15 protein-coding genes are annotated in these 14,070 nt (G+C 59.3%); 11 read left to right on the top strand and 4 right to left on the bottom strand.

Annotated elements, in window-relative coordinates; translation table 11 throughout:
- The 8 genes from AC2FNC_RS13945 to AC2FNC_RS13910 form a co-directional block, all read left to right on the top strand.
- Positions 1 to 541, top strand: a 541-nt coding sequence (locus AC2FNC_RS13945) for a cytochrome c oxidase assembly protein (RefSeq protein ID WP_496715642.1), incomplete at its 5' end; no start/stop codon positions are given.
- Between the two features lie 22 nt (positions 542 to 563).
- A complete protein-coding gene (locus tag AC2FNC_RS13940) occupies positions 564 to 1,379 on the top strand; it encodes a cytochrome c oxidase subunit 3 (protein ID WP_209505605.1) in 816 nt (271 codons plus the stop codon).
- 156 nt (positions 1,380 to 1,535) lie between these two features.
- Positions 1,536 to 2,213 (top strand): SURF1 family protein, encoded by a 678-nt coding sequence (locus AC2FNC_RS13935; RefSeq protein WP_496715640.1) that lies wholly within the window; start codon positions 1,536 to 1,538, stop codon positions 2,211 to 2,213.
- On the top strand, positions 2,210 to 3,598 hold the full coding sequence (gene thrC / locus AC2FNC_RS13930; protein WP_480604982.1) for a threonine synthase: 1,389 nt from the start codon (positions 2,210 to 2,212) through the stop codon (positions 3,596 to 3,598). The genes AC2FNC_RS13935 and thrC overlap by 4 nt, the downstream gene beginning before the upstream one ends.
- A complete protein-coding gene (locus AC2FNC_RS13925; protein ID WP_480473691.1) occupies positions 3,595 to 4,857 on the top strand; it encodes a M16 family metallopeptidase in 1,263 nt (420 codons plus the stop codon). Before thrC ends, AC2FNC_RS13925 begins: the two co-directional genes overlap by 4 nt.
- Entirely contained in the window at positions 4,857 to 5,441 is a 585-nt protein-coding gene (locus tag AC2FNC_RS13920) for a GNAT family N-acetyltransferase (protein ID WP_209505614.1), read from the top strand. The genes AC2FNC_RS13925 and AC2FNC_RS13920 overlap by 1 nt, the downstream gene beginning before the upstream one ends.
- A 102-nt stretch (positions 5,442 to 5,543) precedes the next feature.
- Entirely contained in the window at positions 5,544 to 6,362 is an 819-nt protein-coding gene (locus AC2FNC_RS13915) for an MBL fold metallo-hydrolase (protein ID WP_480554468.1), read from the top strand.
- A gap of 38 nt (positions 6,363 to 6,400) precedes the next feature.
- Positions 6,401 to 7,816: an FAD-binding oxidoreductase gene (locus AC2FNC_RS13910; protein ID WP_496715639.1), complete on the top strand. Its 1,416-nt coding sequence runs from the start codon at positions 6,401 to 6,403 to the stop codon at positions 7,814 to 7,816.
- 42 nt (positions 7,817 to 7,858) lie between these two features.
- Here the strand turns inward: AC2FNC_RS13910 and AC2FNC_RS13905 are convergent, their stop codons facing one another.
- Positions 7,859 to 8,398: an adenine phosphoribosyltransferase gene (locus AC2FNC_RS13905; protein WP_480473688.1), complete on the bottom strand. Its 540-nt coding sequence runs from the start codon at positions 8,396 to 8,398 to the stop codon at positions 7,859 to 7,861.
- Positions 8,399 to 8,723: 325 nt separating this feature from the next.
- Here AC2FNC_RS13905 and AC2FNC_RS13900 point away from each other — a divergent pair, with 325 nt between their 5' ends.
- Positions 8,724 to 8,897, top strand: coding sequence for a hypothetical protein (locus AC2FNC_RS13900; RefSeq protein ID WP_209505622.1), 174 nt, complete (start codon positions 8,724 to 8,726; stop codon positions 8,895 to 8,897).
- 8 nt (positions 8,898 to 8,905) lie between these two features.
- On the opposite strand, the gene AC2FNC_RS13895 is transcribed toward AC2FNC_RS13900, so the two are convergent.
- Complete coding sequence (locus AC2FNC_RS13895) at positions 8,906 to 9,535, bottom strand: LysE family translocator (RefSeq protein ID WP_480495160.1); 630 nt, start codon at positions 9,533 to 9,535, stop codon at positions 8,906 to 8,908.
- A gap of 251 nt (positions 9,536 to 9,786) precedes the next feature.
- On the opposite strand from AC2FNC_RS13895, the gene AC2FNC_RS13890 reads away from it, so the two are divergent.
- Positions 9,787 to 10,635, top strand: a complete 849-nt coding sequence (locus AC2FNC_RS13890) for an alpha/beta hydrolase (protein ID WP_496715637.1) — start codon at positions 9,787 to 9,789, stop codon at positions 10,633 to 10,635.
- A gap of 2 nt (positions 10,636 to 10,637) precedes the next feature.
- On the opposite strand, the gene AC2FNC_RS13885 is transcribed toward AC2FNC_RS13890, so the two are convergent.
- Together AC2FNC_RS13885 and AC2FNC_RS13880 are read right to left on the bottom strand one after the other, a co-directional pair.
- On the bottom strand, positions 10,638 to 11,510 hold the full coding sequence (locus AC2FNC_RS13885; protein WP_496715635.1) for an S-methyl-5'-thioadenosine phosphorylase: 873 nt from the start codon (positions 11,508 to 11,510) through the stop codon (positions 10,638 to 10,640).
- A 66-nt stretch (positions 11,511 to 11,576) separates the two neighbouring features.
- Entirely contained in the window at positions 11,577 to 12,137 is a 561-nt protein-coding gene (locus AC2FNC_RS13880) for an invasion associated locus B family protein (protein ID WP_496715633.1), read from the bottom strand.
- Between the two features lie 165 nt (positions 12,138 to 12,302).
- On the opposite strand from AC2FNC_RS13880, the gene AC2FNC_RS13875 reads away from it, so the two are divergent.
- Entirely contained in the window at positions 12,303 to 13,937 is a 1,635-nt protein-coding gene (locus AC2FNC_RS13875) for a SulP family inorganic anion transporter (protein ID WP_480518881.1), read from the top strand.
- Positions 13,938 to 14,070: the final 133 nt, after the last annotated feature.

Here is a 14,070-nt window from a genome sequence, read left to right as displayed (position 1 = left end):
GACCGTCGGCGTGGTTGTCCTGATGGGCAGTCTCGCCTGGGCATCGGTGCCGTTTTACAACTGGTTCTGCCGGGTGACCGGATTTGGCGGCACCACTGGTGTTGCCGAAACCGCCCCCGATACCATTCTGGATCGCACAGTTACCATCCGCTTTGACGCGTCCAAGGCCAAGGATATGGAATGGGAGTTCAAGCCGGTCGTGCGCGAGATGGATGTGCGCATCGGCGAAACCGGCCTCGCCTTTTACGAGGCCTATAACCCGACAGACCGCCCCATTGCCGGGCAGGCGTCTTACAACGTGGCCCCCTATTCTGCGGGTGGGTATTTCCAGAAGATTGCCTGTTTCTGCTTTGAAGAACAGGTGCTGCAACCTGGCGAACGCGTTGAGATGCCAGTGACGTTCTTCGTCGACCCGGAAATGGTCGAGGATCTTGAAGCCAAGTATGTTCATACGATCACGCTGTCGTATACATTCTACGAAATTGACCTGCCCGAGGGCTATGCCGCCCTCGATGCGCAGGCAGATACAAACACGAACTAACGCCTGTAGGTGAGGGACGCTGATGGCACACGCTAAAAACCACGATTATCACATTCTGGCCCCGTCGATCTGGCCTCTGATCGGCGCCGTCGGCGGCTTTGTCATGCTGTTCGGAGCCGTTCTCTGGATGCAAGGCATCACGCCCTTCATGTTCTGGGCCGGTCTGGCAGCGGTGCTTTATACGATGTTCGCCTGGTGGTCGGATGTGGTCGCAGAAAGCCGTCAGGGCGATCACACGCCTGTTGTCCGCATCGGTCTGCGTTACGGCTTCATCCTGTTCGTCATGTCCGAGGTGATGTTCTTTTTCGCCTGGTTCTGGTCGTTCTTCAAACATCGCATGTACCCGATGTACGACTATGCAGGCACCGAATACATCCAGCCGGATATTCATGCCGTTGACCCGTTCCACTTGCCGCTGATCAACACTCTGGTCCTGTTGCTGTCAGGCTGTGCGATCACCTGGGCGCACCATGCACTGGTGCATGACAATGACCGCAAGGCGCTGATCAATGGTCTGGCCATTGGCATCGTGCTGGGCATCGCCTTTACCTTCCTTCAGGGCTATGAATACGCCGAACTGCTCAAGCATGAAGGCTGGGAATTCGGCGGCGACCAGTTCTATTCCAACTTCTTCATGGCAACGGGTTTCCACGGCGCACATGTGATCATCGGGACAATCTTCCTGACCGTCTGCCTGATCCGCGCGCTTAAGGGTGACTTCACCCCCGAAAAACACGTCGGTTTTGAGGCCGCCGCTTGGTACTGGCACTTCGTCGACGTGGTCTGGCTGTTCCTGTTCTTTGCCGTCTACATCTGGGGCCAGGCTCCGCTGATGTAACGCCGGTCAGGCTGATCAGTTGCAAAAGCCGCCCCAAGGGGCGGCTTTTTCTCTATGCGGGGCGTAAGATTGCGCCCCATACAATTGCGTGGTTGCAATTCAGCCCGCGCGCCCCTTAACAAGACGCCGGTTCCTGCAAAGAAGTTTGGTCCTGACATGCGCCGTATCCTGTTCCTGCTGATCTTCGGCCTCGCCGGTTTGGGCGTGCTTCTGTCGCTGGGCATCTGGCAGGTGCAGCGCCTGGCGTGGAAGCAGGACGTTCTGGCCGAGATCGAAGATCGGATCTCGGCCACGCCGGTTTCCCTGCCGCCGCAGGTTTCGGTGGATCAAGACAAATACCTGCCGGTAACGGCGTCGGGCGAGATGGAGCCTGCGGAGATCCATGTTCTTGTATCGCTCAAACAGGTCGGTGCGGGGTACCGCATCATTCAGCCGTTTCGCACCGGGGGCCGGACCATTCTGATTGACCGGGGTTTCATCCCGACCACGGCCAAACAGACCGGGCGGCGCAACGGGCAGATGGAGATCACCGGCAATCTGCACTGGCCGGACGAGGTTGACAATTACACGCCCGCACCTGATCTCGATGCCAATATCTGGTTCGCCCGCGATGTGCCCACGCTTGCGGCTGCACTGGGCGCGGAGCCTGTTCTGCTGATCGCCCGTTCGCAAACCGATCCGAATGTGACACCGCTGCCGGTGGACACGGCGGGCTTACCAAACGATCACCTGCAATATGCAATCACCTGGTTTGGTCTGGCTCTGGTCTGGGCCGCGATGACCGGGTACTTCCTGTGGCGCAGCCGTGCCAATTCTGAAAGTGACGCGACATGAAATATATCTCGACCCGCGGGCAGGCACCCGAACTGACGTTTGAAGAGGCGATGTTGACCGGGCTTGCCCGCGACGGTGGCCTGTATCTGCCCGCCGAAATCCCGGTGATGTCGCAGGACGAGATCGCGGCGCTGGCCGGATTACCCTATGAAGAAATCGCATTCCGCGTGATGTGGCCCTATGTCAGCGGCTCATTCGCCGAGGCTGAGTTCAAGGCGATCATCGCCCGTGCTTACGAAGGCTTCGGCCACGATGCCCGCGCGCCATTGAAACAGCTGAACGAGAACCACTTCCTGCTGGAACTGTTCCACGGCCCCACACTGGCCTTCAAGGACTTTGCCATGCAGCTGATCGGCCAGTTGTTCCAGGTGGCGCTGAAACGCCGTGGTGACCGTGTGACCATCGTCGGCGCGACCAGTGGGGATACCGGTTCAGCAGCGATCGAGGCGTTCCGCGGGCTGGACGCGGTGGATGTGTTCATCCTGTTCCCGCATGGCCGCGTGTCCGAGGTGCAGCGTCGACAAATGACGACGCCTGCGGACAGCAATGTACATGCTCTGGCCGTGGATGGCGATTTCGACGATTGTCAGGCTGCGCTGAAAGACATGTTCAACGATTTCGACTTCCGCGATGGCGTGAAACTGGCGGGTGTGAACTCGATCAACTTTGCCCGCGTCTTGGCGCAGATCGTTTATTACTTCTCGGCCGCCGTCAGTCTCGGCGCGCCGCATCGCAAGGTCAGCTTCACGGTGCCAACCGGCAACTTTGGCGACATCTTCGCAGGCTATCTGGCCAAGCGTATGGGGCTGCCGATTGACCGCCTTGTGGTGGCGACCAACCAGAACGACATTCTGCATCGCTGCCTGACAGGCGAGGGGTATTTCAAGGGTGAAACCATCCCTTCGATCAGCCCGTCGATGGATATTCAGGTCAGCTCGAATTTCGAACGCGCGCTCTATTATGCCTATGGTGAAGATGGCGGGGCCGTCGCACAATTGATGGATGAGCTGAAAAAGGGTGGTTTCAATATCAGCCAGGGTGCGATGGAAGCGCTGCGTGAGTATTTCGATTCGGGCCGTGTGTCCGAAGAGGAAACGTTGGCCACGATCAAATCCACGCTGGCGCACAGTGCCGAACTGGTCTGCCCGCACACCGCCGTGGGCATCAAGGTTGCCGAAGAGCACCGCGCGGCAGACGTTCCGATGATCACGCTGGCCACCGCGCACCCGGCGAAATTCCCGGCCGCGGTCGAGAAGGCGAGTGGCGAACATCCGCCTCTTCCCTCCCGCATGTCTGATCTGTATGAACGTCCGGAACGGGTGACCCGCATCGCCAATGATCTGGTTGCCCTTGAGGATCATATAAAAAGGCACATCGCTGAGTGACTGTCAGACAAGACCAACTGAAGAACGGGTTTCGTATCGTCAGTGAGCACATGCCGGGGCTGCAATCAGCGGCCATCGGCATCTGGGTAACCGCCGGTGGGCGGCATGAGCGGATCGAGCAGAACGGCATCGCGCATTTCCTTGAGCATATGGCGTTCAAGGGAACCGAGCGCCGTTCGGCCTTGCAGATTGCCGAGGCGATTGAGGATGTGGGCGGCTATATCAACGCCTATACCTCGCGCGAGGTGACGGCGTATTATGCACGCGTTCTGAAGGACGACGTAGCGCTGGCGATGGATGTCATCGGCGACATCGTTCTGAACCCGGTTTTCGATCCGCGCGAGATCGAGGTCGAGCGGGGCGTGATCCTTCAGGAAATCGGTCAGGCCCATGACACGCCCGACGATGTGATCTTTGACTGGCTGCAGGAGCAGAGCTATCACGACCAGCCCCTGGGCCGGACGATCCTGGGCCCAACGGAGCGGGTGAGTGCCTTCTCGCGTGAGGATCTGTCGGGCTTTGTGACGGAACATTATGGCCCCGAACAGATGATCCTGTCTGCAGCAGGTGCTGTGGATCACGATATGCTGATGAAACTGGCCGAAGAGATGTTTGGCCATCTGCAATCCCGTAAGGGTCTGATCCCCGAGGTTGCACGCTTTACCGGTGGCGAAGCCCGGCAGGTAAAAGAGCTGGAACAGGCGCATTTCGCTCTGGCGCTGGAAAGCCCCGGCTATCGCGACGATGCGATCTATACGGCGCAGATCTATTCGACCGCATTGGGCGGTGGCATGTCTTCGCGCCTGTTTCAGGAAGTGCGTGAAACACGTGGGCTGTGCTACACGATCTTTGCGCAGACCGGTGCCTATGCCGATACCGGAACAACCACGATCTATGCCGGAACTTCGGCCAATCAGGTGGCCGAGCTGGCGACGATCACGATCGATGAGATGAAGCGCGCCGCCGAGGACATGAGCCCCGAAGAGGTCGCCCGTGCCCGCGCCCAGATGAAGGCCGGGATGCTGATGGGGCTGGAAAGCCCGTCGAATCGGGCTGAGCGTCTGGCGCGGCTGGTGCAGATCTGGGGACGGGTACCTTCGCTGGAAGACACGGTCGCCAAGATCGATGCGGTCAGCACCGAAGACGTGCGCGCCTTTGCCGAAACCATGGCTGTTCAGGCCCCGGCGGCGCTGGCGCTTTACGGACCGGTCGCAGACGCACCGACATTGGCGGACTTGCAGGAGAGGCGTGCAGCGTGATGCTGTTGGGCAGACGCAAGCTGAAACTCGAGACCGCGCGGCTCAGCTTGCGCCCGCCTGTACATTCCGATTTCAATGATTGGGCAGCGTTGCGGCGCGCCTCAAAAGGTTACCTGACCCCGTGGGAGCCGATCTGGGCCAAGGATCACCTGAGCCGCAAATCCTTTACCAATCGGGTCTACTGGGCTCAGCGCTCGGTCGCGAGTGGTACAGCAATCCCGCTGTTCCTGTTTCGCCGCGAAGACAATGTGTTGGTCGGGGCGATCACGCTGGACAATATTCGGCGCGGCCCTGCGCAGGCCGGAACCCTGGGTTACTGGACCGGTGAATCCTTTGCCCGTCAGGGATACATGCGCGAAGCGATCGGCGCGATGGTGCATCACGCCTTTACCCGTCTGGATCTGAGCCGGATCGAAGCCGCGTGCCTGCCGGAAAACCGGGCGTCGCGCGGTTTGCTGGAAAGCTCAGGCTTCAAATATGAAGGCGTGGCGCAGTCATATCTACAGATCAACGGGCGATGGCGGACGCATGTTCTCTATGCCAGCCTGCGGTCCGACCGGCGTGGCAAGACAGACGCGGGCTAGGGGGCTCTGCCCCCGCCGCGGCAAGCCGCACCTCCCCCGGGATATTTTTGGCCAGATGAACAAGGGGCATGACTTGGTGGCGATCTGCGCTACACTTCGGGTATGCGCTGGTTGGTTGCAGCATTGATGGTGATTTCGGGCGGGGCCGTGGCGCAGGAGCGACGGCCGAGCCATTGTATCGCCATCGCCGACGCGGCGCCGGGGATCGAATATCTGCACAAAGCCGCGTGGCAGGACCCGGTACCGGAGTTTTCGGTGCGCATCAGCTATGTCGCGCATGCCGCCTTTATGATCCAGACCCGTGGCGGGTTGAATGTGGTGACCGATTTTACCGGGTTCATCGGGGGTGCCGATCTGATTCCCGATGTGGTGACGATGAACCATGCCCATGACACCCATTGGACGGCGCATCCCGACCCGGCGATCCCGCATGTCCTCCCGGGATGGGGAGAGTTCGGGCAAGGAATCGAACATCATCTGGATCTGGGCGAGATGCTGATACGCAATGTCCCGACCGATATCCGCTCGGCCTATGGCGGGGTAGAGGAACGCGGCAACTCGATCTTCGTGTTCGAGGTCGAAGGTCTGTGCATCGGTCATCTGGGACATTTGCATCATGTACCTTCAGACGAACAGTTTGCTGCGCTGGGTCGGTTGGATGTGGTCATGGCCGCCGTTGATGGCGGAACAACCATGCCCTTGCCTGACATGATCTCGGTTCTGAAGCGGCTGAAAAGCTCGGTGATCGTTCCGATGCACTGGTTCTCGGAGTTTTCGCTGGATCGCTTCCTCGTGGATATCCGAGATGAGTTCCCGGTTGAACGTGACGGCGTGTCCGAGATCACCGTCTCACTGCGTGACTTGCCGGATCGGCCAACGGTTGTCGTGCTGGAGCCGCGCTATCTGATTGATCTGGAATAAGGCTTGCCGTGGAGGAATCGGTTGGGCATTGAAAGCGTATGAGTTTGAACCCCGCTGATGACCGCATTGCCACGCTGATCCGCTCGAAACTGGGCGATCAGGTGTTGCGCCCGGTGGCCGACCGGTATCTGGAAGAGCCGCGCGGGCGATTTGCCGGACAGGCTGGCCTGCTGGCCTTGCCCCGCACAACCGAGGAGGTCTCGGTACTGGTGCAGGTGGCGTGCGGGGAGCGCGTTCCGGTGGTGCCTTATGGTGGTGGAACCGGTCTGGTCGGGGGGCAGGTGATGCCGCACGGGCCAGCGCCCCTTGTGATTTCGCTGGAACGGATGACAGCCATCCGGTCCGTCTATTCCACTGAAAATGTGCTGATTGCCGAGGCCGGCGCCATTTTGCAGGACGTCCAAGCCGCGGCTGAAGCGCAAGACCGCCTGTTTCCCTTGACGCTGGCGGCGCAGGGATCCTGTCGGATCGGGGGCAACCTGTCCACCAATGCGGGAGGCGTCAACGTCTTGCGATATGGCAATGCGCGCGACCTGTGCCTTGGGCTCGAGGCCGTTCTGCCCAACGGTCAAATCTGGCACGGTCTCAGCCGGTTGCGAAAGGACAACACAGGCTATGACCTGCGCAACCTGCTGATCGGGGCAGAGGGCACGCTTGGGATCATCACTGCAGCTGCGCTCAAGCTGTTTCCCCGGCCTGCCGCGATCGGGACGGCGATGTTTCAGGTGGCGTCACCCGAAGCCGCCATTTCCCTGCTGGCTCTGGTGCATGATCGCGTGGGCGAGGCTGTCAGCACTTTCGAACTGATCCACCAGCAAGGGTTAGAGTTCTTGTCCGAGGTTCTGCCGGACGTCCGGCAACCGTTTAAGACACCGCCAGAGTGGAGCGTTCTGATCGAGTTGGGGCTGGCTCCGGGGCAGTCTCCGTCCGACGCGCTGGAGGATATCTTTGTCCGGGCGCAAGCACTTGGGCTGGTTCAGGATGGCGTGATTGCACAAAGCGAGGCGCAGCGCGGTGAGTTGTGGGCCGTGCGCGAGCGTATCCCCGAGGCCAACCGCCTGATCGGCTCGGTGTCGAGCCATGATATCTCGATCCCGATCTCAGGAATTCCGGATTTTGTGCGCCAAGGGGAAAAGGTGATTTCCAGTCTCGGGCCGTTCCGGATCAATTGCTTTGGCCATCTGGGGGATGGCAATCTGCATTACAATGTCTTTCCCCCGGAGGGGCAGCGCCGCGCGGAATTTGAAGGTCAGAGCGCCGTGGTCAAGCGGGCCGTGCATGATCTGGTCCACGCCTTTGACGGTTCGGTCAGCGCGGAACATGGCGTGGGCCGCATGAAAACGGACGATCTGGAACGCTATGGCGATCCGGTAAAGCTGGATGCGATGCGGGCCATCAAAGCGGCGCTGGACCCCCATGGCATCATGAACCCCGGCGCGGTTCTGAAGGCGTGAACCTGGCCTTGACCCCTGTTTCACTATCCGAAGCTTGCCGCGTTAAAGCCCTTCGAATTCGCACAGGACATGCACGTCCATGCCCATATCTTCCAGTAGCTTGCGACCACCGAGGTCAGGCAGGTCGATAATGAACGCGCATGAGACGATCTCACCGCCCAAACGCTCGATCAGTTTGATGCCCGCCGCCGCAGTGCCGCCTGTGGCCAGCAGGTCGTCAACGACAAGGATTTTTTCGCCCGGTTGGATAGCGTCATCGTGGATCTCGACGATCGCTTCGCCATATTCCAGCTTGTAGTCCTGGCTGATCGTTGTGCCGGGCAGCTTGCCTTTCTTGCGGATCGGCACGAAACCCAGGCTCAGTTGATGCGCAATCGCACCCCCAAGGATAAAGCCCCGCGCCTCAAGACCGACAACCTTGTCGATGCGTTCCCCGGCATAGGGGTGCAGCATCTGGTCAATGGCCATCCGAAATCCGCGCGGGTCGGCAAACAGCGTCGTCACATCGCGAAACAGGATTCCTTCATGCGGGAAGTCGACAATCGTCCGGATGTAGTCTTTGACAGTCTTGTTCCTTGACATGAACCAACCTTTTTCCGCTTCAAATACCAAAACGTGTTTGGCCCAAGAGGGTTAGCCATGCAAGGAACAATTCATTCGCGCGATCACCAGCGGCGCTAAACCACAGCCTTGGGCAGCCCGTAATACCGGTGAAGTGTGACAGGTGGCAAAGACAAGTGCGGTTTACGCCAATTGCGTTGATTTCGCAAAAGAAAGGCTCGTGTGGTTCGAAGGTTCATTGCCATTTCCGTTCCGGTGCTGTTAAGTGCCAGATAACGACAATCACTATGCTATGTATACACAATGCATCGCCTAAAGTAACAAGCATTTGCTAGGAGCAACGCGCGTGCCAAAGAAAGACGGCAAGGGATCGACAAAGAAAAACAGCCAGCTGGTTCTGCGCCTGGACAAGGATGAACGCGACGCGTTTGTCGAGTTGTGCAGGGAGCTGGATACGTCTGCGGCCCGCGAAATCCGCCGGTTTATCCGCGGGTTCATGAAGGAAAACGCCGAAAACTGAAAAAGGGATCAGGCCGGACGGCGTAGAACTGCCGTAACGACACCCATCCCGATCAGGCTCAGCCCGCCAAACCGCGTCATCCCGGTGATCACGCTGGCACGGCCAATCAGCCGCCGCAACCGGTCGGCCAGCAACGCATAAGCCAGGGCATTCAGCCAGGCCAGTCCGACGAAAGTGGCGATCAGGATGGCAAATTGCGGTCCCAGAGGTTCAGCCGGGCGCAGGAACTGTGGCACAAAGGCGATGAAAAAGGCGATGGATTTCGGGTTCAGCGCGGTCACGGCAGCGGCGTGCCCAAACACATTGCGTGCCGTCACATCGCGGTCGGTATCGACCGCGTTCAGTCCGCCGGACGGTGCGCTGCGCAGCAGTTTAATCCCAAGCCAGACCAGATAGGCCGCACCGACCCATTTGAGGACGGAAAACAAGGTGGCCGAGGCCAGAACAAGCGCGCCCAGTCCCAACAAAGATGCGGTCATCGCCACAAGATCCCCCACAGCGACCCCTGTGGCCGAGGCCACGGCAACACTGCGCCCCTTGGACAGCGCATAGCTCAGCACCAACAGCACGGTCGGGCCCGGGATCAGCAGCAAAGCGGTGGAGGCGGCGACAAAAGCCAGCCAGAGTTCAAGCGACATGGTGTCTCCTGTAAAGGTGTCGTCACACCAAGCCCTTGTATGATGCCAACGTCAAGCATCTGCCTTGATCGTTTGGCTGTTTTTGAGGCGACAAGATCGAGCACCTGTGCGTTTCTCGCATCTGAATCGCAAAGCTCATAGATTTAGGCAGTGTGACAAGGACTTGAAGTTTGGATGAAGCTTTGCTCATTCATCTTGAAACGGTCCTGAACCTGCCCAGACTAAAAGGCACAACATTGCAGGAGGTAAAGGTGCAGATCCAAAGTACAGATGCCAATTCGTTGAAGCGGATCAATCGCATCAAACGGTTGCTGCTTGGCCTCATGCTGGCCGGGGGCGTCGTGTATGGGATCATCGTTGGATACATGTACTTCAACCAGCAATCGCTGCTTTACAAGCCAGATGGTGAATTGGCTGATCCAGCCTCGGTTTCTTTGGCGGATATCGATGTGCTTTCACTGCCTATGTCCGATGGTACGGTTCTGACGGTTTGGGCCGCGCCGGCAGCCGTCGAAGGTGCCCCGACCGTATTGTTCTTTCACGGCCAGAGCGGCAATCTGAGCGACCGCGCGGCCCGATTTCAAGAGATACTGAACAGCGGCTACGGGCTTCTGGCGCCCAGCTATCGCGGGTTTCCGGGAAGTACAGGCGCGCCGTCCCAAGCAGGTTTGATCTTGGACGGATTAGAGTTGTTTGACCATTTGCGTAGGGCCGGAGAGCCAGTTGTTCTACACGGCCAAAGCCTTGGTACAGGAGTGGCTGCGGCGGTTGCGGCGCAACGGCCCGAGGCCGAGATGCTGGTGCTGGAAGCGCCATTTACTGCGACTGTGGATGTGGCGGCTGAACGCTATCCTTGGTTGCCCGTAGCGTCACTGATGCGCGACCAGTTTGCCACCCGCGACATCATCGGGACAATCGAGATGCCGACGTTGATCTTCCACGGCACAGATGATCAAACCGTTCCAGCGCATCACGGCGCGCGCCTTGCCGAGATGGGCGGTGAGAGGGTCGAGTTTTTCTCGATTCCCGGCGGAACCCACAACGACTTGTGGTCATACGGCCTGTGGCAGACCGTTCAAGACCGCCTGCCACAGAACTGATTTCAGAGAATTCGCCCGGCCACCGCGTCCAGCTTGGCCAGCAGCGCCGGATCGCGCTTTTCGGGTGCGGTGAGGATGGCATATTCCAGCGCCCGGTCACAGCCATGCGGGCAGGGCGCGCGGTCAGCCCCCAACAGGGCGGGAAGGCCCTTGACCAGTGCACGGCCCTTGTCGGCATTGCCGGTCAGGGTCGCAATGATGGTGGTCACATCCACCTCACCATGTTCCGGGTGCCAGCTGTCATAATCCGTAACCATCGCGATCGAGGCATAACAAAGCTCGGCTTCGCGAGCGAGCTTGGCTTCGGGCATATTGGTCATGCCGATCACGTCGCAGCCCCATTGCTCGCGATACATCTTCGATTCCGCAAGAGAAGAAAACTGCGGCCCTTCCATCGCCAGATAGGTGCCGCCGCGATGGATCGTGATACCGGCAGCCTTGCCCGCGGTCTCACAGGCGTCCGACAGGCGCGGGCAGGTCGGATGCGCAACACTGACATGGGCGACGCAGCCTGTGCCGAAAAAGCTCTTGTCGCGCGCAAATGTCCGGTCGATGAACTGATCGACGATGACAAAATCGCCCGGTGCCATGTGTTCGCGAAACGACCCGCAGGCCGAGACCGATATCACATCCGTCACACCAAGCCGTTTCAGCGCGTCGATATTGGCGCGATAGGGCACATCGGTGGGCGAATGCACATGCCCGCGCCCATGGCGCGGCAGAAAGGCCATCGCGACACCGTCCAGCGACCCGGTCAGGATCTGATCCGAAGGTGCCCCCCAAGGGGTATCGACACTGACCCAGTCCGCATTTTCCAGCCCATCGATGTCATAGATGCCTGATCCGCCGATAACGGCAATCCTGGTTTGGGTCACTGTCCTGCTCCGCCTGAGATACTGATATTGAATTTGTGCGGGTTCGACCCGAAATTGACAAGAGGTCTATTCCTGTTTTGCCAGCAGGTTACGCTGTTGAGATTGCGTGTTGAAATCCGTCCAGGCGGCTCCAAACTCATCCAGAGGCCACGTCAGGTCTTGCGATTGACCATGCCTGTCACGAAACTCAAAACGATACGCATCCCCGTTCAGCATGGCATCCAGCAGGCCGTCGGCGCGATGATCCTCGAACGTACAGCTTAACCCTGTCAGGCAACCGGGACGCCGCGAGCGCCAGATCACATCCTGATCTTTCTCTATGCGGAATCCAGAAGGGTTGAAGAAGGTACCCGGCTCAATTCCAAACTCGATTTTGAATCCATCTGGCTCAGGTGTGATGAACATGAACTGCGCCGCAAATTTCGGACGCAAGGAAAACACCTCAGCGCGCCTTATGTAACAGCGCTGCACCAAAGCACCGGCTTCTTCACGCTCGTCACAAATCGAATTCCAGATGCCGAAAATCTCATGATGCGTGACACGCCAGTTTCCGGCGGTGTCATTCCCTTGCAAATCCTGTGCAAAGGCGGGCAGGGCCGAAAGAAATATGAGGGCAATCCAACGCATAAACTCACATCTGGGTGCTTGATCCGGGCGCCGCAAATCACGTTGCCGAGAGGCAAGGCATGCTCTGTGCGCATGGCTGCATCCCACCTCCTGCGGTGGCTTAACAGCGGCGCGCCCGCTACAACGACCCCTTCGCGCGAACATAATATCCTATAGGACTGTCCAATGCCCCGAGCCTTGCTGGCAAGTTTTGCCAACCGTATCGCCATACCCGATCTGCGCTGGGTGCCGGATGAGGGGCTGACCTTCTCTCGCCTGCGGATCGAGCTGCTGTCCGGCCTGACCGTGGCCCTCGCGCTGGTGCCCGAGGCCGTGGCCTTTGCTTTTGTGGCAGGCGTGCATCCGCTGGTGGGCCTCTATGCCGCGTTCCTTGTGGGGCTCATCACCGCGTTGATCGGCGGGCGACCCGGCATGATCTCGGGAGCGACGGGCGCGCTGGCGGTCGTCATGGTGGCTTTGGTGGCCGAACATGGGGTCGAATACCTGTTCGCGACGGTGGTTCTGATGGGGATCCTCCAGGTTATCGCCGGGGCGATGCACTGGGGCCGCTTCATCCGACTGGTGCCGCACCCGGTGATGCTGGGCTTTGTGAATGGCTTGGCCATCGTGATCTTTCTGGCCCAGATGGGCCAGTTCAAGGTGCCGGGTACCATGGAAAACACCGGTCACGGCATGGGTGGTGGAGAATGGCTCTCGGGTGCGCAGCTATACACCATGCTAGGCCTTGTAGCACTGACAATGGCGGTGATCTGGGTGGTGCCGCGCATCACGCGTCTCATTCCAGCACCTTTGGCCGGTATTCTGGTTGTCGCTGCGCTGGTGATCGGTCTGGGGCTGGATGTCCCGCGCGTCGGTGATCTGGCCTCGATCGAAGGTGGCCTGCCTGCCTTCCACATCCCGATGGTTCCGCTGAACTGGGGCACGCTTGAGATCATCCTGCCCTACGCCGTCATTCTGGCTGCGATTGGCCTGATCGAATCCCTGCTGACCCTGAACCTTGTGGGCGAGATCACCGGCAAGCGCGGCGGGGCTTCTCAGGAATGTATCGCGCAAGGTGCGTCGAATATCGTGACCGGCTTTTTCGGTGGCATGGGTGGCTGCGCGATGATCGGTCAGTCGATGATCAACGTGAAATCCGGTGGCCGGACCCGCATCGCGGGGATCGCTGCGGCGCTGTTTCTGCTGACCTTCATCTTGTTTGCCTCACCGCTGATCGAACAGATCCCGCTGGCCGCGCTGGTTGGGGTGATGTTCATGGTGGTGATCGGCACCTTTGCGTGGAACTCGTTCAAGATCCTGCGCAAGGTTCCACTGACCGACGCCTTTGTCATCGTTCTGGTCACTGTCGTGACGGTGATGGAAGACCTCGCGGTGGCGGTTGTTGTCGGCGTCATTGTCTCGGCTCTGGCCTATGCTTGGAACAACGCCAAGCGCATCCACGCGGTCACCCGCGACTCGGCGACCGAAAAAGGGGCGAAGGTCTATGAAATCCAGGGACCGCTGTTCTTTGGGTCATCGGATGGCTTTATCGAACTTTTCGATGTGCCGAATGACCCGGAAACCGTCATCGTCGATTTCGCTGAAAGCCGTGTGGTGGACCAGTCGGCATTGCAAGCCATCGAAAACATCGCGGCCAAATACGAGGCCGCGGGTAAACGCGTCATGCTGCGCCACCTGAGCCGGGATTGCCACAAGCTGTTGAACAAGGCAGGCCACCTGATGGTCGACAGTGATGATGACCCGGATTATGAACTTGCCGTCGATTATTCGGTCCGTACCGGCATTCTGGGCGGCCACTAATCCTTTTGCGAGGCTCTGCCTCGCGCTCCGGGATATTTGAAGCCAGATGAATGAAGGATCCCTGCTTCATCTGGCCAAAAAATATCCCGGGGGAGCCGCCCGGAACGGGCGGTGGGGGCAGAGCCCCCGACAA

It is taken from the genome of Ruegeria sp. BHSA123 (assembly GCF_059613425.1).
The sequence above is the reverse complement of the archived record's forward strand: the minus strand, read 5'-3'. Positions and strand labels throughout refer to the sequence as shown.